The sequence below is a fragment of the Phytohabitans sp. LJ34 genome (assembly GCF_052068095.1).
Lineage (GTDB): Bacteria > Actinomycetota > Actinomycetes > Mycobacteriales > Micromonosporaceae > Phytohabitans.
In genome coordinates this window covers 392358-412034 of sequence record NZ_JBQHDG010000004.1, presented here as the reverse complement: position 1 = coordinate 412034, position 19677 = coordinate 392358, and the positions used below count along the sequence as shown (strand labels likewise).

The 19677-nt window shown below is 67.5% G+C and carries 19 protein-coding genes; 12 read left to right on the top strand and 7 right to left on the bottom strand.

Translation table 11 applies throughout. From position 1 onward, the window contains the following. Positions 1-14 precede the first annotated feature (14 nt). The 3 genes from ACTMTJ_RS09600 (at position 15) to ACTMTJ_RS09590 (ending at position 5643) form a co-directional block, all read left to right on the top strand. A complete protein-coding gene (locus ACTMTJ_RS09600; RefSeq protein WP_441215788.1) occupies positions 15-971 on the top strand; it encodes an NmrA/HSCARG family protein in 957 nt (318 codons plus the stop codon). Next, positions 968-2314 carry an FAD-binding oxidoreductase gene (locus tag ACTMTJ_RS09595; RefSeq protein ID WP_441215787.1) on the top strand — a complete coding sequence of 449 codons (1347 nt, stop codon included), beginning with the start codon at positions 968-970 and terminating at the stop codon, positions 2312-2314. Before ACTMTJ_RS09600 ends, ACTMTJ_RS09595 begins: the two co-directional genes overlap by 4 nt. Before the next feature lie 662 nt (positions 2315-2976). Further along, complete coding sequence (locus tag ACTMTJ_RS09590) at positions 2977-5643, top strand: hypothetical protein (protein ID WP_441215786.1); 2667 nt, start codon at positions 2977-2979, stop codon at positions 5641-5643. A gap of 441 nt (positions 5644-6084) precedes the next feature. On the opposite strand, the gene ACTMTJ_RS09585 is transcribed toward ACTMTJ_RS09590, so the two are convergent. After that, entirely contained in the window at positions 6085-7038 is a 954-nt protein-coding gene (locus ACTMTJ_RS09585) for an SMP-30/gluconolactonase/LRE family protein (protein WP_441215785.1), read from the bottom strand. 50 nt (positions 7039-7088) lie between these two features. Here ACTMTJ_RS09585 and ACTMTJ_RS09580 point away from each other — a divergent pair, with 50 nt between their 5' ends. The 4 genes from ACTMTJ_RS09580 to ACTMTJ_RS09565 all read left to right on the top strand — a co-directional run bounded on the left by ACTMTJ_RS09580 (position 7089) and on the right by ACTMTJ_RS09565 (position 9891). Next, positions 7089-7520: a MarR family winged helix-turn-helix transcriptional regulator gene (locus ACTMTJ_RS09580; RefSeq protein WP_441215784.1), complete on the top strand. Its 432-nt coding sequence runs from the start codon at positions 7089-7091 to the stop codon at positions 7518-7520. Between the two features lie 25 nt (positions 7521-7545). Then, complete coding sequence (locus ACTMTJ_RS09575) at positions 7546-8949, top strand: tetratricopeptide repeat protein (protein WP_441215863.1); 1404 nt, start codon at positions 7546-7548, stop codon at positions 8947-8949. Positions 8950-9088: 139 nt separating this feature from the next. Continuing rightward, on the top strand, positions 9089-9565 hold the full coding sequence (locus ACTMTJ_RS09570) for a hypothetical protein (protein ID WP_441215783.1): 477 nt from the start codon (positions 9089-9091) through the stop codon (positions 9563-9565). 20 nt (positions 9566-9585) lie between these two features. Then, positions 9586-9891, top strand: a complete 306-nt coding sequence (locus ACTMTJ_RS09565) for a DUF6355 family natural product biosynthesis protein (RefSeq protein WP_441215782.1) — start codon at positions 9586-9588, stop codon at positions 9889-9891. Positions 9892-10152: 261 nt separating this feature from the next. On the opposite strand, the gene ACTMTJ_RS09560 is transcribed toward ACTMTJ_RS09565, so the two are convergent. Beyond that, positions 10153-10452, bottom strand: a complete 300-nt coding sequence (locus ACTMTJ_RS09560) for a hypothetical protein (protein ID WP_441215781.1) — start codon at positions 10450-10452, stop codon at positions 10153-10155. Positions 10453-10574: 122 nt separating this feature from the next. Between ACTMTJ_RS09560 and ACTMTJ_RS09555 the strand changes: the two genes are divergently transcribed. Next, positions 10575-10949, top strand: coding sequence for a hypothetical protein (locus tag ACTMTJ_RS09555; protein WP_441215780.1), 375 nt, complete (start codon positions 10575-10577; stop codon positions 10947-10949). 97 nt (positions 10950-11046) lie between these two features. Here the strand turns inward: ACTMTJ_RS09555 and ACTMTJ_RS09550 are convergent, their stop codons facing one another. The 3 genes from ACTMTJ_RS09550 to ACTMTJ_RS09540 form a co-directional block, all read right to left on the bottom strand. Continuing rightward, positions 11047-11838, bottom strand: coding sequence for a class I SAM-dependent methyltransferase (locus ACTMTJ_RS09550; RefSeq protein WP_441215779.1), 792 nt, complete (start codon positions 11836-11838; stop codon positions 11047-11049). A gap of 324 nt (positions 11839-12162) precedes the next feature. Beyond that, entirely contained in the window at positions 12163-12849 is a 687-nt protein-coding gene (locus tag ACTMTJ_RS09545) for a LuxR C-terminal-related transcriptional regulator (protein WP_441215778.1), read from the bottom strand. 8 nt (positions 12850-12857) lie between these two features. Next, positions 12858-14006 carry a sensor histidine kinase gene (locus ACTMTJ_RS09540; RefSeq protein WP_441215777.1) on the bottom strand — a complete coding sequence of 383 codons (1149 nt, stop codon included), beginning with the start codon at positions 14004-14006 and terminating at the stop codon, positions 12858-12860. Positions 14007-14734: 728 nt separating this feature from the next. Here ACTMTJ_RS09540 and ACTMTJ_RS09535 point away from each other — a divergent pair. From ACTMTJ_RS09535 to ACTMTJ_RS09520, 4 genes are all read left to right on the top strand, one after another. Then, on the top strand, positions 14735-15652 hold the full coding sequence (locus ACTMTJ_RS09535) for a C40 family peptidase (RefSeq protein ID WP_441215776.1): 918 nt from the start codon (positions 14735-14737) through the stop codon (positions 15650-15652). Next, positions 15645-16241: a hypothetical protein gene (locus ACTMTJ_RS09530; protein ID WP_441215775.1), complete on the top strand. Its 597-nt coding sequence runs from the start codon at positions 15645-15647 to the stop codon at positions 16239-16241. Before ACTMTJ_RS09535 ends, ACTMTJ_RS09530 begins: the two co-directional genes overlap by 8 nt. 237 nt (positions 16242-16478) lie before the next feature. Beyond that, positions 16479-16946, top strand: a complete 468-nt coding sequence (locus ACTMTJ_RS09525; RefSeq protein ID WP_441215774.1) for a YybH family protein — start codon at positions 16479-16481, stop codon at positions 16944-16946. Positions 16947-17483: 537 nt separating this feature from the next. Beyond that, entirely contained in the window at positions 17484-18524 is a 1041-nt protein-coding gene (locus ACTMTJ_RS09520; protein ID WP_441215773.1) for a GDSL-type esterase/lipase family protein, read from the top strand. A 69-nt stretch (positions 18525-18593) separates the two neighbouring features. On the opposite strand, the gene ACTMTJ_RS09515 is transcribed toward ACTMTJ_RS09520, so the two are convergent. Together ACTMTJ_RS09515 and ACTMTJ_RS09510 are read right to left on the bottom strand one after the other, a co-directional pair. After that, complete coding sequence (locus ACTMTJ_RS09515) at positions 18594-19112, bottom strand: hypothetical protein (RefSeq protein ID WP_441215772.1); 519 nt, start codon at positions 19110-19112, stop codon at positions 18594-18596. 206 nt (positions 19113-19318) lie between these two features. Then, entirely contained in the window at positions 19319-19666 is a 348-nt protein-coding gene (locus ACTMTJ_RS09510) for a hypothetical protein (RefSeq protein ID WP_441215771.1), read from the bottom strand. Between the last annotated feature and the right edge of the window lie 11 nt (positions 19667-19677).

Here is a 19677-nt window from a genome sequence, read left to right as displayed (position 1 = left end):
GGGAGGAAACGTCGATGTCTTACGACAAAGTGATCACCGTGCTCGGCGCGACCGGCACGCAGGGCGGCGCGGTCGTCCGGGCGCTGCTGACCGGCAGCGAATTCACCGTACGGGCGGTGACGCGCAACGCCGCGTCGCCCAAGGCGCAGGCGCTGGCCCGGCGCGGCGCCCACGTGGTGGAGGCGACCCTCACCGACGAGGGCAGCCTGCGCCGGGCATTCGACGGGGCGTACGGCGCGTTCCTGGTCACGCCGTACTGGGAGCACCGTTCACCGGCCCGGGAACTGGCCGAGGTGGAGAACCTCATCAGCGCGGCCCAGGCGGCCAGCCTGCGGCACGTCGTGTGGTCGACGCTCGAGGACACCCGGGAGGTGATCGCGGCCGATGACGATCGGATGCCTGTCCTTGGCGACGGCTATCGGGTGCCGCACTTCGACGTGAAGGGCGGGGCCGCCGACGCCTTGTTCGCCAAGTCCGGCCTGCCCACCACGTATCTGTTGATGTCGTTCTACTGGGACAACCTGCTGACCCTGGCCAAACCGCAACGCGACCCGGACGGGACGCTCGCCGTGCACCTGCCGCTCGGCGACACCGCGATCGCGGGCGTCGCCTCCGATGACATCGGCCGGGTGGCGCTGCGCGTGTTCCAGCAGCCGGCGGAGACGGTGGGCGCCACGATTCCCGTGGTCGGCGAATACCTGACTGGCGAGCAGATGACGGCGGCGCTCGGCGCGGTGCTCGGTGAGCCGGTGGCCTATCGCCCGCCTACCCACGAGCAGTTCCGCGGCTTCGGTTTCCCCGGCGCGGACGAGCTGGGAAACATGTTCCAGTACTACGCCGAGTTCCCCGAGTCCTACCTTGGCCGCCGCAACATCGAGGCCGGGCGCGCGTTCAACCCGCATCCGCTCAGCCTGACCGATTTCCTGACCGCGCATCAGGCCGAGCTCGGCAATGCGGAGGAGCTCCGGTGACCACCATCGACCTCACCCCGTTCAGCCCGCCCGGAACCTCCGAGTATGCGCAGGCCGGCGCCTCCTTCCAGCTCGCCGCGCCGGTCGACCCGGCCGGGGCGTTCACCGCCCGATCGATCGACGACGTCGTCCACGCGGTAGCCACGGCGCGCCGGTTGGGCCGGCAGCTCCGGCTGACCACCACCGGCCACGCGATGGGCCGCACCGGCCCGCTGACCGACGCACTGCTGTTGCGTCCCCTGCTGGACGCGCCCGTGCGCGTCGACCCGGACGCCCGGAGGGCCCGTGTGCCTGCCGGCAAGACCTGGGGCGACGTCGTGCCCGAGGTGACCCGGCACGGGCTCACCGCCCTGCACGGCTCATCTGCCACCGTTGGCGTCATCGGCTACCTGCTCGGCGGCGGCCTCAGCTTCTACGGCCGCCGGTTCGGGCTGGCCGCTAACTCGGTGCGCTCGCTTACCGTCGTGCTGGCCGACGGGGAAGTCGTCGAGGCGAATGCCACGCACCGTCCGGATCTGTTCTGGGCGCTGCGCGGCGGGGGCGGCGGGTTCGGCGTCGTCGTGGAAGCGGAGATCGACCTGATGCCGATGCACCGCATCGTCACCGGCATGGCGGTCTGGAATGCCTCCGACGCCGCACGGCTGGCGCCGGTCTGGCAGGCGTGGGCCCGAACTGCCCCACCGGAGATCACCACCAGCCTTCGCATGCTGTCGCTGCCGCCACTGCCGTTCCTCCCCCCGTACCTGGCCGGCAAGCGCGTGCTCGCCCTGGACGGTGCGATGATCGCACCCACCGAACCGGACCTGCCGGCGGCCCAGCGCATAGCCGACGAGATGCTGTCCGCACTGTCCGAACTCGCCTCACCCGTGGCGAACACGTGGGCGGAAGCTGCTCCGGAGGCGCTGCCGCTGGTCCACATGGATCCGCAGCAGCCGGTGCCGTTCCATTCGGACTCGGCCCTGCTGCACGAGATCGGCGCAGCCGACTGGGCGCGGATCCTGGACGCCGGGCCCAACCTGATCGCGCTCGAACTGCGTCAGCTCGGCGGCGCGTTCGCCGCCGCCCCGGCCAACGTTGGAGCGCTCGGCCGTTTCACAGCACCGCTGCACTACTACGGGGTCGGCCTGGCCGGTGAGGAGACCATGAGCGACCTCAAGGCCGTCCGGTCGACTCTCCGGCAGTACCTGACCGGCTTCACGGCGCCCAACTTCGTCGACGACTTCGAACGGCCGCAGCGAACGTACGACGACCAGACTCGCGCCCGGGTGGAGCGGGTACGCCGCGCGGTCGATCCGACCGGCCAGTTCGCCGGTGACGTCGCACCTACCCGCGATCAAGCCTGAGACCGCGTGCCGATCGCCGCGACGTCGGCGGGCCCAGCATCGGTACAGATCGCGTGCGAGGTGCTTGGAACAGAGGGAAAGAACTGAGTGGGCTAGCTGCGGTCACCGGTGCGTCGTCCGCGCCGCGTCCAGCAGGGCGTGCGCGAGTTGCTGGCGCCCTACGCGTACGTGGCGCCGTTCTTCCTGCTCTTCTTCATCTTCGGGCTTCCCGCCGCTTTTCACGTTCTATTTCGCCCTGTTCGACTGGGATCACGTCGGTGAGCGGCATTTTCGTGGGGCTGGCGAGCTCTTCTGAGCTCGTTCACGACGCACGGTATTGGGGACGCCCATGTGGCCCGGCTCGCGTGCGTCCCACGCCGCACCGCGAAAGCGTTGCGACAGCAGTATGTAAGCGCGGTTGGATACGCTCCGCCCGCGACCAGTGGCACCCTTCGATGTCCCCACAAGATCAAGGTCCTCTATCCGTATGCGGGCGCACGTGGGGTTTGTTGAACATGGCTGATTCGGTCACCACGTTCCCGTGAAGGGTGGCTGGTTGCGTCGGTGGTGTTGGCGATGGGAGTGATATGACGGGGCTATTCCGCGGTGCTTTTGGGTGGCTGGGGAGATCGGCCGGTGGCATCTTGCCGAGACGCGGGCGGGCGTTCTACGCGTTGATGGTTATGGCTGTGCTGCTGTCGGCGGTGGGGGTGGTGGTCCAGCCTTCGCCGGTGAGGGCTGATGACTGGTACCGGGATGGGTGTTTCAATGCCCGGCAGGAACATCACGTTATGCGGTGGAATGAGTATGAGCTGGTGGTGGAGCCCGGCCCGGTGATTCGGTACGGCCATGCGTCCCTTTCCACGACCGTGTCGTACAGCACGAGTTTGACGGAGACGAGGACGGCGACGATCACGGTGGAGGGTACGCTCGACGTGGGCAAAGTCATCGAACTGAGCCTGAAGGCCGGCTACCAGACGCAGGTGAGCGTTCAGCGGGGGGTGACGTCGGCCGTCAATATGGTGCTTCCGCCCGGCGAGTTCGTAATGGTGACTCCGTACATGCGGTACGAGTTCCGGAAAGTGATCACCACCTGGGTCAAGGCCGATGGCAGTGGCTCCTGCGGCATATCAGCGACGGTGGCCCGGGTTCCCACGGCGTTCGGCGCGTGTCCGATACGCGAGGGCAGGACATTGGCCGAGGAATGCGGGTCCAGCCTCGCGCGTCGGGGTGGAGGGGCCGGGCCGAACCCTGGTGGCGCGGCGCCGCCGACGCCGCCGGGTCCGCAGCCGGTGACGGACGTGCGTAGCGTGGCCGACGGCACGGTGCTGGCCACGACCGACACGAAACGGATCTACAAGGTGGTGGGTGGGGCGCCGGTCTGGCAGGCCACCTGTGACAACGGGATCTGTGAGCCGCAGTCACGCCCGACGACCCAGGCGGTGATCGACGCCGGCCCGGCGAGGCCGCGTAACGGCTCGTCAGCTATCGACCAGCGTGGCCGGGTGTATCTGTTCGTCGGGGGTGCCCCGCTGTGGCAGGACTCGTGCGCCGCCCCGGTCAACTGCGGCACCCCGGTCAAGGTGTCCAACTGGTCGATCGACGCCCGCGATCACATGAACCAGGTGCCCGCGGACGGTAACCTCGTCCAGGCCGTGTCGAACGGGACCGACCTGCCGGTGGCCGCGACGCTCGGCGGGGCATTGATTCCGTTCGCCAACCCGCAGGAGGTCATCGAGACCGGTCACGGCACGGACTGGGCCCGGAAGGTGACCGCGATCAGCGGCGTCAGCTACCACACGCTTGGGTTCGAGCCGGCCAACGGCACCCTGGTCCAGGGAGTGGCCGGCGGTGTCTCCACCCCGGTCGCCACGTTCGCCGGTGGGGCGATCGTCCCGTTCGCCAGCCCGCAGGAAGTCATCGACACCGGCCATGGCGGTGATTGGGCCGGCAAGGTACGAGCCGTTCCCGCCCGGATCTTCAACGCCCGGTCCCGGGTGCCCACGGATAACACCCTCGTGCAGGGCACGGGTGGGGGCGCCTCCACCCCGGTAGCGATGATGGTCGGCGGGGCGCGGATCAACGTCGCCAGCCCGCAGGAGCTCATCGACGCTGGATACGGCACCGACTGGCCGAGCAAGGTCCAAGCCATCCCGACCCGCGTATTCAACGAACTCCGCGCGGACGTGCCGGCTGACGGCACTTTGATCCAGGGCATCAACGGCAGCACCCCGGTCGCCAAAATCGTCGGCGGCGCCACCGTCCCGTTCGCCAACCCGCAAGAGGTCACCGACGTCGGCTACGGCGCCGAATGGCACCTGCACGTACGGGCGGTACCACACCGTGCGTATACCGCTCTACGGAGCACGCCGGCGAACGGCACTCTGGTCAAGAAGCCGAACCACGAAGGCATCGGCGTCGTTCTCGGCGGCGCATGGGTTTCCTTCAGCAACTGGAACGAACTGGAAGAGACCGGGCACAAGGGCCAGCCGATCCATGTGATTCCCAGCCGTGTTCTGGACGCTCTTCCTCGCACTATCGGGGACGGCGTTCTGGTTAAGAAGGCAGACCATAGCGGCATCGGCGTCATTGTCGGCGGCGCGTGGGTCTCCTTCGATACCTGGAACGAACTCGCGGGTGCCGGGTACGGTAGTCACCCGGTCCATGTGATTCCCGGCCGTGTTCTGGACGCTCTTCCTCGCACTATCGGGGACGGCGTTCTGGTTAAGAAGCCAGACCACAGCGGCATCGGCGTTATCGTTGGCGGCGCGTGGGTCTCCTTCGATACCTGGAACGAACTCGCGGGTGCCGGGTACGGTAGTCACCCGGTCCATGTGATTCCCGGCCGTGTTCTGGACGCTCTTCCTCGCACTATCGGGGACGGCGTTCTGGTTAAGAAGCCAGACCACAGCGGCATCGGCGTTATCGTTGGCGGCGCGTGGGTCTCCTTCGATACCTGGAACGAACTCGCGGGTGCCGGGTACGGTAGTCACCCGGTCCATGTGATTCCCGGCCGTGTTCTGGACGCTCTTCCTCGCACTATCGGGGACGGCGTCCTGGTTAAGAAGCCAGACCACAGCGGCATCGGCGTTATCGTCGGCGGCGCGTGGGTCTCCTTCGATACCTGGAACGAACTCGCGGGTGCCGGGTACGGTAATCATCCGGTCCATGTGATTCCCGGCCGTGTTCTGGACGCTCTTCCCCGCACCATCGGAGACGGCGTCCTGGTCAAATCGCCGGACTCCGCGACCGTCTGGAAGATCGTCGGCGGGAAGCGCACGGTCACTACCGAGACCGGATCGGTCCGGACCGTTCCGAAGCGGGTGATCGACGGCATCCCGCTGGCGTAACCAGGACGACCGGCGGGGTGCGAGGCGTCGACCTCGCACCCCGCCGGACCGACCATTGTCCGTGATGAATGCGGGGATCCAGCGGTGGCGAGATCGGCCCCCCTGGCCGATCTGGTGCCTGATGCCCGGGTGCTTCGCACCTCAACCCTGTGCCCACGGCCGGCGCGCGCGTCCTCGGCATGCACTGCCGGCGTCAGCGAAACGACAGCGGCACACAGCTCTTAGGCACCTGCTTTTGTCGTCACGGATCGGGGCATCTGACGAAAGACTGCGGAACCTGAAAGCCGTTCGATACCTGGTGATCCTGGTCCATCAACATCCCGTCTCGTACGCACCTCCACCAGCCTGGCGGATCGATGCGTCACCGTCTCCCTGGGCCCCGCGTACGGGTATAAACGTGCATACGCGTGGTCGTGGGTGGTGGGTCCGCGGGCGGGAAGGTCATCCGAGTGCTGTTATGGCCTGCACCGACGCGGGCGCGGCGCCCGGCGTCCGGTAGAACGCCGCGTTCGTCACGTAGATGGTCCGGCGGCGGCCGTCGATCGCGACCGCGGTCGGTTGGGACAGGCCGTCGGCCGTCGTTGCCAGGATCGTCGTGGTGCCGTCGGGCCGGATCCGTTCGACGGTCTGCGCCGAGATGCGGGCGACGATGATGGTGTTGTCGTGGTGGATGTCGAAGTCGTCGACGTCGGCGAATATTGGTCCGCGTTGGCGCACCGTGGGCGTTCCCGGCCGGCCGTCGCGGCCGATCGGCACCGACGCGAGCAGCTCCTGCGACGGGTTTCCGATCCACAGCGCGTTGCCGTGCAGTTCGGTGCCGTTCGCGCCGTAGGGCGTGCCGCCGGCCGCGCGCGTCAGCAGCGGATGGCGCAGCCACGTCTCGGCGACCCGTCGGCCGGCCGGCACCCGCCAGACCACGCCGAGTGCGTCGTCGGCGATGTAGAGGTTGCCCTGGTGGTCGCGTGACATCCCGTTCGGGCTCGCATCGACTGGAAGGGCCGCTAGGCGCCGGAATGGCCGTCCCGGCCAGCCCTGCCACACGCCGGCGATCGCCGCGTCGGTCGACAGTACGGCCACCGAGACGACGCCGCTGGGCGCGACCGCGATCCCGTTCGCGCGCGTTACCGCACCTGATTGTCGCGATTTCGGCAACACGGTCACTGAGGTCCGCCCGTCGGGCCGGCGGTGCCATACCGTCGCCGCTGCGTGCAGCGCGACGTGGATCGTGCCGTTGTCGCCGATCACCACGCTTTCGGGATGTTCGTCCGGGTGGGTGAACGTTACGAGCGTGCGCACCGCGCTGGCCGGGGCCGCCACCGCCGGGGACATCGCGAGGACGAGCGCCGCGGCCGTGACGGCGAGGGCACTACGCTGCCAACCAGAGAAGGTCGTCATGAGAGCAACCATAAGGAACCCTGATAGTGGGTGCAAGGGACCCTGATACTTTGGCCGGCCCCGACCGTGCCCTCGGCTGGACGGTGGTGCGGCTCGCGCACGTGCTGAACAGGCGGTTCGAGGACGAGATGCGACCGTTCGGCCTGACGCCGACACAGTTCGGAGTGCTCGCCACGATCGCCACCGAGCCCGGCATCGGGTCCGGGCAACTGGCCCGCCGGGTGCTCGTCACGCCGCAGAGCGTCGGCGAACTCGTCGCATCGCTCGAAGCGGCCGGGCACGTCGTCCGCGACCGCAGCGGCGGACGCGGGCGCCGGGCAGGCATCGACCTGACGTCGCAGGGCCGGTCGGTCCTCGACCGAGCCGCCCGAGCCGCCGACGCGCTGAACGACCCGGCCATCTTCGGCCTCGACGCCGACGAGGCCGCGACGCTGAACGCCCTCCTGCACCGCGCCCTGGCCGCGACTCAGAAGCCAGCATGACCCCGGCGACCGCCGCGGAGTAGGTATCGCGCTGACCAACCTCGCCTACGTGCTGTTCGAGCTGCGCCGGTTCGACGAAGCGGTCACCGCCACCACCGCGGATGTTGTGATCTGCCACGAGCTGGGCGACCGCAACGGCGAGGCCACCGCGCTGAACAACCTCGGCTCAGGGCTGCGCGAGCTGGGCCGACTCGACGAGGCGATCGCCGCCCATCAACAGGCCGTCGATATCCATCGCGTCACCGGCGACCGGTACGGCGAAGGCTTTGCGCTCAACGACCTTGGCGTTGCCCTGACCCTCGCACGTCGCCTCGATGAGGCAATCGCCACCCATCAACAGAATCTCGCGCTCTGCCGACAGACCGGCGACCGGCACCGCGAAGGCCAGGCTTACAACATGCTGGGCAACGCCCTGCTGGAAAGCGGCCGCATCGACGAGGCGATCACCGCGCACCAGCTGGCCATCGACTGCTACCGGGACACCGGCGACCGCCACGGCGAAGGCAAGGCCCTGGTCAACCTCAGCATCGCCCTGCACCGGGCGCAGCGATTCACCGAAGCGATCACCGCGAGCGAGCACGCGATCGACCTCCACGCCGCGATCGGCGACCGCCATGGCGAAGGCTTGGCCCACAACTGCCTCGGCAGCGCATGTCACGTGCTAGGCCGGCTAGATGAGGCAGTCCGCGCCTTCGAGCAGGCCGTCCGCCTCCACCAGGACTCCGGCGACCGCCGCACCGAACAGACCGCGTTGACCAACCTCGGCATCGTTCACCGCGACGCCGGCCGCTTCGATCACGCCGCTGCCGCATTCGAGCAGGCCACCAACATCCTGCGCGACATCGGCGACCACCACGGCGAGGCGCTCACCGCAACCGATCTCGGAACCCTCCAACACCTAGCCGGCCGCACCGCCGACGGGATCGCCACACTGCGGCGCGCGGCAACCCTTCTACACCAGAGCGGCGACACCCACCATGAAGGACTGGCATGGATCAGTCTCGGCGAGATCCTGCACCAGAGCGGCCGCCTCGACAAGGCAGTCACCACCCTCCAGCACGCCGCCGAACTCCTCCGCACAGCCGGCGACCTCCCCGGCGAGAGCCTGGCATGCAACAACCTCGCCGGTACCCTGGCCGCGGCAGGGCGCCTCGACGAAGCGATCGTCATCTACCGCAGAGACCTGGCGATCTGCGAGCAGACCAACGACCGGCGAAACGAAGGCGCGACCCGGTCCGCCCTCGGCGCCGTCCTGTACCAGGTGGGCCAGACGCTGGAAGCACGCGAGCAATGGATCTTGGCGCTCAAGGCCTTCATTGCGGTCGGCGCCAAGGAGGAGGCGGCCCGAGTGCGTACCTACATCACGCGGATCAGCGGGCCGGACAGCTCGGCACCGTCGATGGAATTGTTCGGTCATTGGCGGCTGTGATCTGCGATCGCCGCGACAGCGTCAGGACAGCGTCAAGACAGTGGCATCTGTGAATATTGTTTCGCTGACAACACTGTCAGTCGGCGTGGAGCTCAGAGAAACAGGGCATGCCGCCGTCTCAGCTGGGGAAAGGAAAGGCATGCGCAAAAGCATCGCAAGACCCCTGCTCGCACTTCTGCTCGTGGCAGTCGGAGTGCTGTTCGCCCCCGCCTCGTCCGCCATGGCGGCGCCGTCGACGGCGGCACCGGCGGTCGCCGCGACCGGGCCGGACGCCGGTGAGATCGGGACGATGGATGCGTCGAGCTGCAACTATCCGTCGTGGGGTCCGGTCTGCATCGCCGTCAACGGCAGTGGTTTGTTCGTGTCCCGGATCACCGCCAGCCACGTCAAGCCCGGCTGGATCTGCGACAAGGACTTCCACGTCTGGGGCTATTACGAGAATGGTCAGGAGTGGCATCGGAATGCCACCGCGGGTTGCGGCCTGAACTCCGTGTGGGTCAACTTCGACCTGAACAACTACATGAGGGACGGATCGTCGATCTGCGCTGACATGAAGGACCACACGCAGGGTTCGTGGCACGCGAACGGCTTCGCCTGCGTAAGGATTCACCGATGAGGCACAGTCGGTTCGGACGCATGTGGCTCGCTCTGGCTGTCAGCATTGCCGGGCTGACGGCGGCGCTGGTCACCGCGGCGCCCGCTACCGCAGCTCCAGCCTCCCCGGCCGGCTCGGACGACGTAGGCGTGATGCTTAAATGCGGCTACGACGTTGACAGCGTCGGGATTGTCGCCTACTACACTCACTGCGACCCGAGAACGCACGTCATCATCAAGGTATGGACCACTCCCATTACGGCATACGAGCGGTGTGTCGGCCCGGGCCAAACCACCCTGGGGTGGGTTCAGTTCAACATCTGGGCCGAGTACGTAAGGCTGTGCTGACGCCATCTTGATTGGCCGGCGTGCTCCGACCATCTCCCGGTCAACGGCCGCCAGGGTGTTCGTCTCCTAACGAAACGGCCGGCGGTTTCGTGCACGATCCAGTGCTCGGGCCTGCCGGCCGTCGGTCTTCGACCCGATCGCCTACCGGCAACGCCACGCGGTCAAGATGAGCAAGCAGCGATACGGCGTGGGATAGTGCGGTTCGAGGCGGTGGCGCCGCTGTTCTCTGGCGTCACATGATTGGGTGATCCCCGATGGTTGCTATGCAAGCTCGGGTGGGAGCCTGGTGCGCCCGTCAACGACCGCTCCGGCCAACTGCTCGGCAGTCAGCATCCGGTCGCAGGAGGCCTGGCCGCGGTGCGAGGAGCCGTTGTCCACGACCCAGAACACCCGTCGAGCTGAGGCGTACGGCTCGGCTGTCATGACCTGCTCGACCAGGGCGGCGAACGGTTTGATGCCGGTGGTCGGCGCGCACCGGCCGGTCACTGTGCCGGCGTGCACGTCCAGGGCGGCCAGGTAAGCCAGCGCGTCGCCGCGGTCGTACTCGTGCTCGACGCGCATGTGCCGGGCCAGGCCGGGTGGCAGGGTTGGGTGGCAGCGGCAGCGGGCCTGGATTGCAGCCGGCGCGGGGCTTGGTTGGTGGCGTCGTTGTGCCGCTCGGTCAAGGAGTGTGCCTTCTGCCGATGACCGAGGGCCTGTTCGACGAGGTGGCGCGAGGCGGCACGGTTGACTCGCGCTTCGCCGTGTGCCAGCGCTTTCCGCCGGGGTTTGACACGGTGCTGGCCGAGTGGTCTGGGCGTGGGCCGGTGGCCTACGTGGAGGCCGATTTCTGGGGCGGGACTGGCACGCAGTTCGCGGCGGTCTGGGAGGCCGGCGCGCTTGTGCTCGGACCGATCGTGGACGGTGATGACGCGCCTCCGGTCACGGTCCGACGGTCTGCGATTTCCCAGGCGCTTCGGAGGCTCGGCGTCCGTGCGCATGGCCACATCGATGAATTCGATGCGGTAGGGCTTGGTAGACACCGCCGTGTGGAGGCGTGGCTCAAGGGACAACCGTAGTCAACGATGAGTCGACGAGGGCCGACAGGGCTCGCGCACTCATTTGCCGCGGCTGCTATGGCTGCTGCCCATCACCTCGGCGGAAATGCAGCACGTGCTACGGAAGCTCCGCAACCACAACCATTCGATTGTGGTCGGCATTCAGCGGGCTTCCGTCTTCGCCGTATCCGGCCACACGGGTGAAACCCGCGGCGGTGCACCAATCACGCAGCTCGGGAAAGCCGAACAACCGCTTGACGAAAGTCAATCGGCGGGCTTGACCGTCGCGAACGACCGTGCGTTCGACCTGGAAGCGTCCCGTCAGCGGATCCAGGTGGTGACGGTCGACGAGCATGTCGCCGTTGTTTCGGATAGCCGTGACACGCGACGGCGTGTACGACGCAAGGAATTTCGTCAGGTTGTCGAGATCCATGGCCAGCTTGCCGCCCGGCCGTAGGACTCGTGCCATCTCCGTCAGCACAGTGCGGTTGATGACGTCATCGAAGTACCCGAACGCCGTCGTCCAGTTGACGACCCGGTCGAACCGGGCCGTCCATCCTGGCAGTTCTCGCATGTCCCCGGATACGTACTCGACTTCCACGGCCATCGCCTCCGCGTCGGCTCGAGCGCGACCCAGGAACGCCGCCGAGGAGTCGAGGCCGGTGACCCGGCACCCGCGCGCCGCCAACATGTTCGCCAACACGCCGTGGCCACAGGCCAGATCGAGCACGCTCATTCCAGGTTGCAGATCCAGCAGCTGCCAGACGAGATCAGCGGCGGCGGACGCGCCGGCGTACGCCGTTCCCACAACGGGGCCGTGCGTCGGCGTGCCGTCGGCGTCCGATCCGGCGAAGAAATGCAGGTAGTCCTCGTCGTACATCGCCGCTGCGTCAAACAGATCCGCCGTCACGGTGCCCACCGTATGGACGGGCGGCGTAGCCGGCAACCGCTTTGACCCGACCGCTCACGGCGCGCCTGTTCTGCCGCCGACAGTAGGTTGGCCGGGCGTACCAAGCCTCAGCTGACGCGGTCGACGACAATCTGGGTCCATGTCGGGTCTTCGAGGCGGTCGGCTATGTCGGCGAGCATGACCGCCGACAACGATGTCTGATGTGGAATCCCTACCCCGAATGTCAGGACACGGACCGTTGTCGCACCGGCGCAACCGCTACATCTGGTCCGGCGACAAGTTCAAGGCTGTGGCAAGGGCTGCCGGGCCGAGCCTTTGGTCAGCTCATTTGCCCGTGTCGACGCGCCACCAATCTTTCGCGTCAGTTGCCTCCCCGGACCAGAATTCCAGAAGGTCTCCGGGCGCGAGTCCGAGGGCTCGTTCGATCTCGCTGGGAGTGAGGTCGCGCAGGGAGTTGGACAGCGACCGGGTCAGGTCGAGCCAGTAGCCGCGCAGTGTGGATTCGCTTACGAACAGTTGCTTGGCGATCTGGGCGTAGCTCAGGCCGCGGGCGCGGCCGTGGAGGATCTGGCGCTGGCGTTTGCTGAGCAGGGTGATGCAGTCGCGCCGGACCAGAACCTCGAGTATCCCGACGACCGGCTGCGGCACGATGGTGCCACCGGAGGCGACTTCGAGGAAGAGTTGCTCTGCCCGGCCGGTTGGCAGCGCCTTGGAGACGATCCCGCTCGCGCCCGCCGCGACACACGCGGCGAGGACGAAGCGGCGTTCCTCCTGGCTGTAGACGCAGACGCGGTAGCCGCGGCTCGTCAACGCGCGGATCGCGGCGATGCCCTGGCGGACGTCGGGTTGCTGTTCGAGGTTTGCCAGGTGCAGGTCGAGCAGGACTACGTCTACGGTCGGGCGTCGACGCACGAGTTCCTCCACGGTCGCGAACGCGGCGACGACGTCCAGACCAGGCATGAGCAGGCCGAACGACTCGCGTATCAGCGACGCGTCGTCGACTACCGCCACCTGGGGCCTCATGGCGCGTCCGCGGTGGCGTCCCGGTCCGTATGAACGGCGGCTGGCCCGGGGCCGGACCAGATCGTCACTGTGGTCCCCTCATCTACTCCGGACTCGATCTTTACGTGGAGCCCTTGCCGCCGCAGTTCGCCGACGACGACCTCGCGCAGCCCAACCCCCGCGGGCACGGAGGTTGGGTCGAACCCGACGCCGTCGTCGTGCACAGTCATCACCCAAGTCCCGTCCGTGTCCTGGTCGAGGTGGATCACGACCGTGTCCGCGCGGGCGTGCACGCGTACGTTGAGAAGCAGGCTCTCGAGGGCGCGTTCGAGCGCTTCGGCTTGCCCGGCGGGAACTTTCAGGTCGGCGCCGAGGTCGACCAATGCATCGACGTGCAGGTCGGCGAATCGGTCGCAGACCCGCTCGATCACCGCAGCGAGCACGACGGGGGAGTTGGCATCGGCCACCTCAGCGGCGGCTGCATCCCTGTCCGGCGCCTGGCCGCGCAGGTAGGAGCGCATGCGCCGCAGCTCCACCTCAGCCTGGTCGATGAGCCGGGAGCGTGTGGCGTCGGTCCCCGGCTCGGTGAGCAGCCGCATGAGCGCGACGCCGTTGTGCATCATCACCTGGGCACGCCTCTCCTCCTCGCGCCGCGCCAGCTCCGCGGCGCGGGCCCGCGAGGAATCAGCGTCGCGCGCGATGCGGCGGGTGAATCCGAAGAAGATCCGCGCGACCAGCGCGTACACCACGTAGGTGAGGACGTTGCCGACGGCGGTCCAGGTCATGTTTCCCTCGATCTCGCCGCCGAGATACACCATGTAGGAGACGACAACGCCGAGGAGACCGCCCGCCCAGAGGACGCGGCTGCGGACACCGCTGGCAGTGATGATGACCGACAGCGCGTAGGCCGGTTGGTACGTGACCCAGGTGCCGATGCGTTCCCCCGACGGCAGTACCAGAGGCCCCAGGACGAGCAACACGCAGGCCAGCGCGAAGTCCGTCGCGGAGGTCGCCGCGCCCAGCGGGCGACGGCGCACGAGCGTCACCACGCTCACCGCGACGGCCGCGACGGCTGCGGCGGCCCAGCACGCGAGGTAGCCGACTTCATGCGGTGACGTCGCTACGCCGATGTGAACAGCCGGGATCATCTGCGCGATCGTGCCCAAGCGGATCCCCGCTATGCAGTACGAGAATGCCCGCTCGACGCCGGCCTTGGTCGTTGGCAACTCCGCGACCCGCCATAGCCCCTTCCGGCCGCTCATGGTCCTCCTCGGGGTGACCGACGGTCCAGGCCGACGAAAGTTCGCGGATTCGTTGGGTCACAGCGAACCCCCGAAACGCAACGATCAGGGTACTTCAGCCGACCGAGCGGGATATCACCCGGTTTCCTTCGAGAGGACACGATAGATGCGACGAGTCCTGGCCCTGCTCGTCTCGCTGGCGGTCACCGCAGGCCTGACGGTGGTCGCGGCAGGCCCCGCACGTAGCAGCGCCAAGAAACAACGCGGCGATTCTCGCTCCCGGGGGCATGCCGGTGCGGGCCGCGCCGGCCTCGGCGGGCGCCTTCAGAGTGACCGGGACGGGGCAGTCCGCGCTGGCTCTGGATGACGCGACGATGCAGGACCTGGCTACGTATGCCAAGCAGAGCGGACGGGGTTGGCACACATAGCATGCTCACCCGGATCGGTCGGGTGCACCGCCACCTCGACGCCACGGTATTGCAGAACTAGCCCTGTTTCAAAGAAGCCTCACCCTGAGGTGTTCACCACGGACGAGTTGGGCGGCGGCATAGACCACCCGGTCGGTGCCGCGCCCAGCCGCGCAGGCTATGACCTGTACGGGGGCGCGGCTGGCGGCCGTCTCGCCGATCCCGCGCTGAAAGGAGATCTCCACCATGAAAGGGAAGCATCTGAAACGCAGAATCGAGACGCTGATCGCGGCCTGCGCGGTCGCGATTTCCGGTGGCGTCTTCGTGGCGGTGCCTCCGGCGTCCGCAGACGGTTTGGCCAACCCGAGCGGCACGCTCACCGTCTCCTGCCCGGGCGCCGAGGCCTTCATCCAGGTCGGCTGGGAAGGCCCGAACAAGGTGAACATCTGGTGGCGCGTCGAAGACACCGGCACGGCGGCCAACATCTCTCCGGTCCTGCGGATCCAGGCCCACGACGAGGACCACAACGCGGAGCCCTTCGTCTTCCCCGGCGACAACGCCTACTTCGTCCTCAGGGGCGGCAACGGCACCCATCAGGATGGCGCCAAGTTCGAATGGAACCCAAGCAACCTCGCCGACCTCAACCACCTTCTGGTGAAGGTCCAGAACGGGACGACCGAGCAGGGGACCTCCTGCTACCAGGAGAGGAATATCTTCAACTGGACCAGGATCGCCTACCGGAAAGCTGTCGACAAGCAGGGTGCCGACTACTTGTTGGGTGGTACGGGTCCAGCCTATGACTGCTCGGGGCTCCTGCTCACCTCCTACAACGAGGTCGGAAACTTCCCCGATTTCGACACGAGCAGCGTCCGCACCGCCGAACAGATCTACGACTGGGCGCGGACCCATACCTCTCCCGCGAAGAAATACGCCAAGCGGATTCCGACCTCGGACCTGAAGATCGGTGACCTGCTCTTCTACACCAACACCGTCGACAACGGTCGCTACATCACGCACGTCGCCTTCTGGGCCGGGGACGACACCCTCTACGACGCCCGCAGCCCCGGGGTCAAAGTCGGCTTCCACGCCAATACCTCGTGGTGGAGCAGCCGCTTCGTCGCCGCCTACCGCATCCTCGGCGTTACGACCGTCGACAATGGATGACCTGCAACCTGTGGAGTCCACATTGACCATTCGCCAGGTGACGGAGCGCGTGGTCGAGCTCGGCCTCGTAGACGCGCAGACAGCGTTAGATGCCCTGGAACCGGACATGTTGGACAGGACGCTTGACTACTTCGGTGTGCCGGACGACCGGGCCGTGCTGAGGCTGCTCGACAGTCTGGGGATCTGGTACGACGCCGACCCAGATGCCTTCCGCGGAGTATGTGAAGACGGGCCCCAACTGTACGAGGAGCAGTTGCGGTTGATCGCGGACCGCACGCGTGGACTGATCACGATCACGGACGTCGACGTGGTGGACGACGAGGCGGGCGGTCACCATGCGCTGCGGTTCCGCTGCGACGGGGAGCCGCGCGAGTGGCGGATCCCGCACGACGAGGACGAGGACGAGGAGGAGTTCGATGCCGTGATGACGTTCGCCATGCGCATTCACGAACTCGTGCCGGCCGGCTCGCCTGCTCGGTGGTGCGCCGTCGAGATCTACGACGGCGCCTACGGGCCGCAGGCCGTCTTCGGCGATCCCGAGGCGGTGCGGCAGCTGGGTGCCGAGTTCGGCCTGACCTTCCGGGCGTGAGGCACCGCCTCTCCCAACCACCGCCTGCGCCCGTGCGCGCGCCACAGGCGGCGCCGATCCCGCCCTGTCTGATGGCTCGAGCCGCTCCGCCCCATCCAGGTGATGGCGGCTATGCTGCGCCGTGACTGGCCCGCCCACTGCCCGGTTGGCCATCGTCGAGCAGTGGCCCCCGCATTGTTCGACGACAAAGCGCGACGACTTCCGTCGCCCAGAACGACAAGGGAGTAGGCCTCTGCCGTGACAGATGCGAAGCGTGATTTGGCCGATGTCATCGAGGAGTTCGTCGCGGCCTTCAACGACAACGACCTTGACAGGGTGATGTCGTTCTTCTCGGAAACGGCGGAGTACTGTCCGGGCAACGGCGTCACACATCACGGCCGGGCCGCTATCCGAGCAGAGTTCGCGCCACAGTTCGCCGGCCGATACGGCGCTATGCGCTTCGAGGTGTACGACCGGCTCGTCGACCAGGCCCGGCGGCGGGCGGCCATCCGCTGGGTGTGCCGGATCGACATCTCCGGCCCGCGTGGACGTGCCGTCCCCTTGGCGCTGCGGCTGTTCGCACGCCTGCGGTACGGCACGCACATGCGGTGGCACGGCGTCGATGTCTTCCATTTCGACACCGATGGAGCGATCACCGGCAAATACACCTACGCCAACTACCGCATTCCTCCACTGATGCAGCGCGACCGAGAGCCGAGCTGGTAGCAGCCGCTAGCGGTTGCCGCACAGGGCCGGCCCCCGGTCGCATCGACCAGGGGGCCGGCCGTGAGATGTCAGCTCATCCGATCCGGTACGCGCGCAGGACGGTCTGTTCCGTGCTGGTGCCGTCCCGGTCGGTGGCGGTTGCTCGCAGTGATACGAACCCGTCGCCGGCCGGATGCCTTCGGGACGCGCAAGGGCGACCGGACTGCGCGTCCGAAGGCCCCAGGCAGGTCGTCACTGAGGGTGAGGGTCGCCTCTTTCTCGTGTGGGGTAAGGGTTCTCCGGGCCGCCCGAACAGCCGACGCCTGGCGGCCGCGGCGGGAGCGGTGCCTCGTGGCAATCACGCCGAAGGTTAAGTGTGTGCAAAGTGGAGGACGCCGGACGTGTCGGCGCCGCTACGATCGGCTCGTCCGTCGAGGCGGCTTCCACTGAGGAGGCGTGGTCATCATGGTTGGACGCCGGCTGTTCCCGCGTTTGGCGATCGTTGTGGTTGTGCTGTCGGCGGTGCCGGCGGCGGGGCACACACCAGCCTCGGCCGGTGTGGCCGACCGCCGTCCGCTGGCGGTGGTCAGCCTCGGCGACTCCTTCATCTCCGGTAATGCCGGCCGCTGGCTGGGCAACTCGGCCGACAACACCGCAGACCGCAGGGGCACCGACCGCGCCTACACCGGTTCGCCCGCCGCCCCTTACGACCCCTCGCTGATCTACGCCGACACGGTCGGCGGCTGCTGGCGTTCGGACGTGGCCGAGATAACCCAGGTGCGGCTTCCTGGCGTCACACCGGTCAACCTCGCCTGCTCGGGTATCACCTCCGCCGGCATGCAGGCGCAGATCCTCCAACTCGCGCAGGTCGCCAGGACCCATCGGGTACTGGCGATCGCGGTGTCGGTCGGCGGCAACGACGTCGGGTTCGCGGGGATCGTGACCGACTGTGTGATCGCCTACCTGACGTTCGATCCGGAGGTCGGTCCGCTGCCTTGCCACCCCGCCAAGCAGGCCGCTGTAGAGCAGCGCCTTGCCGACATGCGCGCCGGGGTGGGCCGCGCGATCGACGATGTCCACGCCGCGATGGCCACCGCTGGGTACCGCGCCGGTTCGTATCGGCTGATCCTTCAGTCCTACCCGGCGCCGATGCCGAGGGCCGCGGATATGCGGTACCCGGAGTCAGATCGCGACGGCCGCACGTCGGTGGCTGGCTGCCCGTTCTACGACGCGGACGTCGAATGGGGCCACACGCGACTCGTGGCCCAGCTCGCCGACACCCTCCACGCGGTCGCGGTCGCGCATCGCGCGCAGTTCCTCGACCTTCGGGACGCGTTCCGCGGCCACGAGCTGTGCCACAGCGCGGCGCGGCAGCCGCAGACCGCGCCGGAGGCCGCCACGAGTGAGTGGATCCGCTGGATCGACCTGCCCGGCCAGGGCAGCACCCTCGCCGAGTCGATGCACCCCAACGCGTATGGGCAGGAGGCCCTCGGCCGGTGCCTGCGCCTGACGCTGCTGCTGGCCTTCGGCCACGTGAGCTGCCACGGCGTACCCGGGCAGCCACCCTCGCGGGTATTTCTGCGGCGCGTGCGCGCCTAGGTGGTCGACCGCTGCCCGATGGCTACGCCAGGGACGTACAAGGGGATCGCGAATTGAGTGTCCACGTGTTCAATCGTCGTACTCGACGGCGCCAAGCCCGAGTTCGGCCCTAACCGTGTCGATGAACCGCCGTTCCGCCGCCCACACGGCCAGATAAGTCTCGCGCGGAATACGCCCAGCGTCGTAGTGCGCGCGGGTGGCGACGGCACGACGTACCGCCTTCGACAGGTCGTGCGCACGCTCCACGACCACGGTGGAGCCGGCGATTAGCCGAACACTCGCGTGTGCCGCGTCGAGTCGTTCTTTGTAAGGAACGCCTGTCTCATCGAGGATCGGTATCTCGACGTCGCTGCCGTCCGAGACCTTCACTGCGGCAATCTTGACACTGGGACTTTGGGCGTACGCGAAGTAGGCGCGTACGGCGGTGAGGAACAAACCGTACGCTTGGCGTCTGGAGTCCATCAGGTAACGCTGCTCGTCTCTTCGCCAGCCTCTTTGCTGCGTCCAATGGGTCGCCCAACCTCCTACCAGCACGCCGAGCAGCGGGCCTACCGTGGTAGCGACGATTGCGAGCGCGTTCAGAAGCATCTCCTTAAGACAGCGGTGCCTGGTCACGTGTAGCGAGGCGAGGGCTACACGATCGAGGTTGTCTCCGGACTACTATCGAGGCCTTCCGCATCGCGTTCAACCCCGTACGCCGGCACGGACCGTGCCGGCCTGTCGGACGGAAACCACTGGGAGCGGCTCCGTTTGCCGCGGTGGCGGCTCGGGTGGCGGCCGGTAGGCGGCTGGGGCTAACGCTTCACCAGGTGCACCGGAACGCCGAATCCGTCACGGTGGGTGAGCAGGTCGGAGATGGCCTCGCGCTCGGACCCTGTCTCGTAGGCCACGCTGATCAGCGCGCGGTCCTGTCCAGCGGCGCACGGTTTGCCCACTTCGACGGCGACGCCGTTACCCAACGACTCGATCTCGTTGGCCAGGTCCTGATTTTTGGCGAGCCTTTCGCTGGCCACGGCCACGGTGGGCAATTGGTCGCACGGCGGGTGTGTATCGCCCGATCTCGTGATCACTCCGGATAGAGCGATCGCTCCCACTCCCAGAAGCGACGCGATTCCGAGGACAATTATGGTGACGGACTTCATGATGAACCTTT

Excerpts from the sequence above, each read along its gene's own strand:
- ACTMTJ_RS09600 (WP_441215788.1), top strand. The coding sequence starts at position 15 with ATGTCTTACGACAAAGTGATCACCGTGCTCGGCGCGACCGGCACGCAG.
- ACTMTJ_RS09590 (WP_441215786.1), top strand. The coding sequence starts at position 2,977 with ATGGCTGTGCTGCTGTCGGCGGTGGGGGTGGTGGTCCAGCCTTCGCCG.
- ACTMTJ_RS09585 (WP_441215785.1), bottom strand. The coding sequence starts at position 7,038 with ATGACGACCTTCTCTGGTTGGCAGCGTAGTGCCCTCGCCGTCACGGCC.
- ACTMTJ_RS09570 (WP_441215783.1), top strand. The coding sequence starts at position 9,089 with ATGCGCAAAAGCATCGCAAGACCCCTGCTCGCACTTCTGCTCGTGGCA.
- ACTMTJ_RS09565 (WP_441215782.1), top strand. The coding sequence starts at position 9,586 with ATGTGGCTCGCTCTGGCTGTCAGCATTGCCGGGCTGACGGCGGCGCTG.
- ACTMTJ_RS09560 (WP_441215781.1), bottom strand. The coding sequence starts at position 10,452 with ATGCGCGTCGAGCACGAGTACGACCGCGGCGACGCGCTGGCTTACCTG.
- ACTMTJ_RS09555 (WP_441215780.1), top strand. The coding sequence starts at position 10,575 with ATGACCGAGGGCCTGTTCGACGAGGTGGCGCGAGGCGGCACGGTTGAC.
- ACTMTJ_RS09535 (WP_441215776.1), top strand. The coding sequence starts at position 14,735 with ATGAAAGGGAAGCATCTGAAACGCAGAATCGAGACGCTGATCGCGGCC.
- ACTMTJ_RS09530 (WP_441215775.1), top strand. The coding sequence starts at position 15,645 with ATGGATGACCTGCAACCTGTGGAGTCCACATTGACCATTCGCCAGGTG.
- ACTMTJ_RS09515 (WP_441215772.1), bottom strand. The coding sequence starts at position 19,112 with ATGCTTCTGAACGCGCTCGCAATCGTCGCTACCACGGTAGGCCCGCTG.
- ACTMTJ_RS09510 (WP_441215771.1), bottom strand. The coding sequence starts at position 19,666 with ATGAAGTCCGTCACCATAATTGTCCTCGGAATCGCGTCGCTTCTGGGA.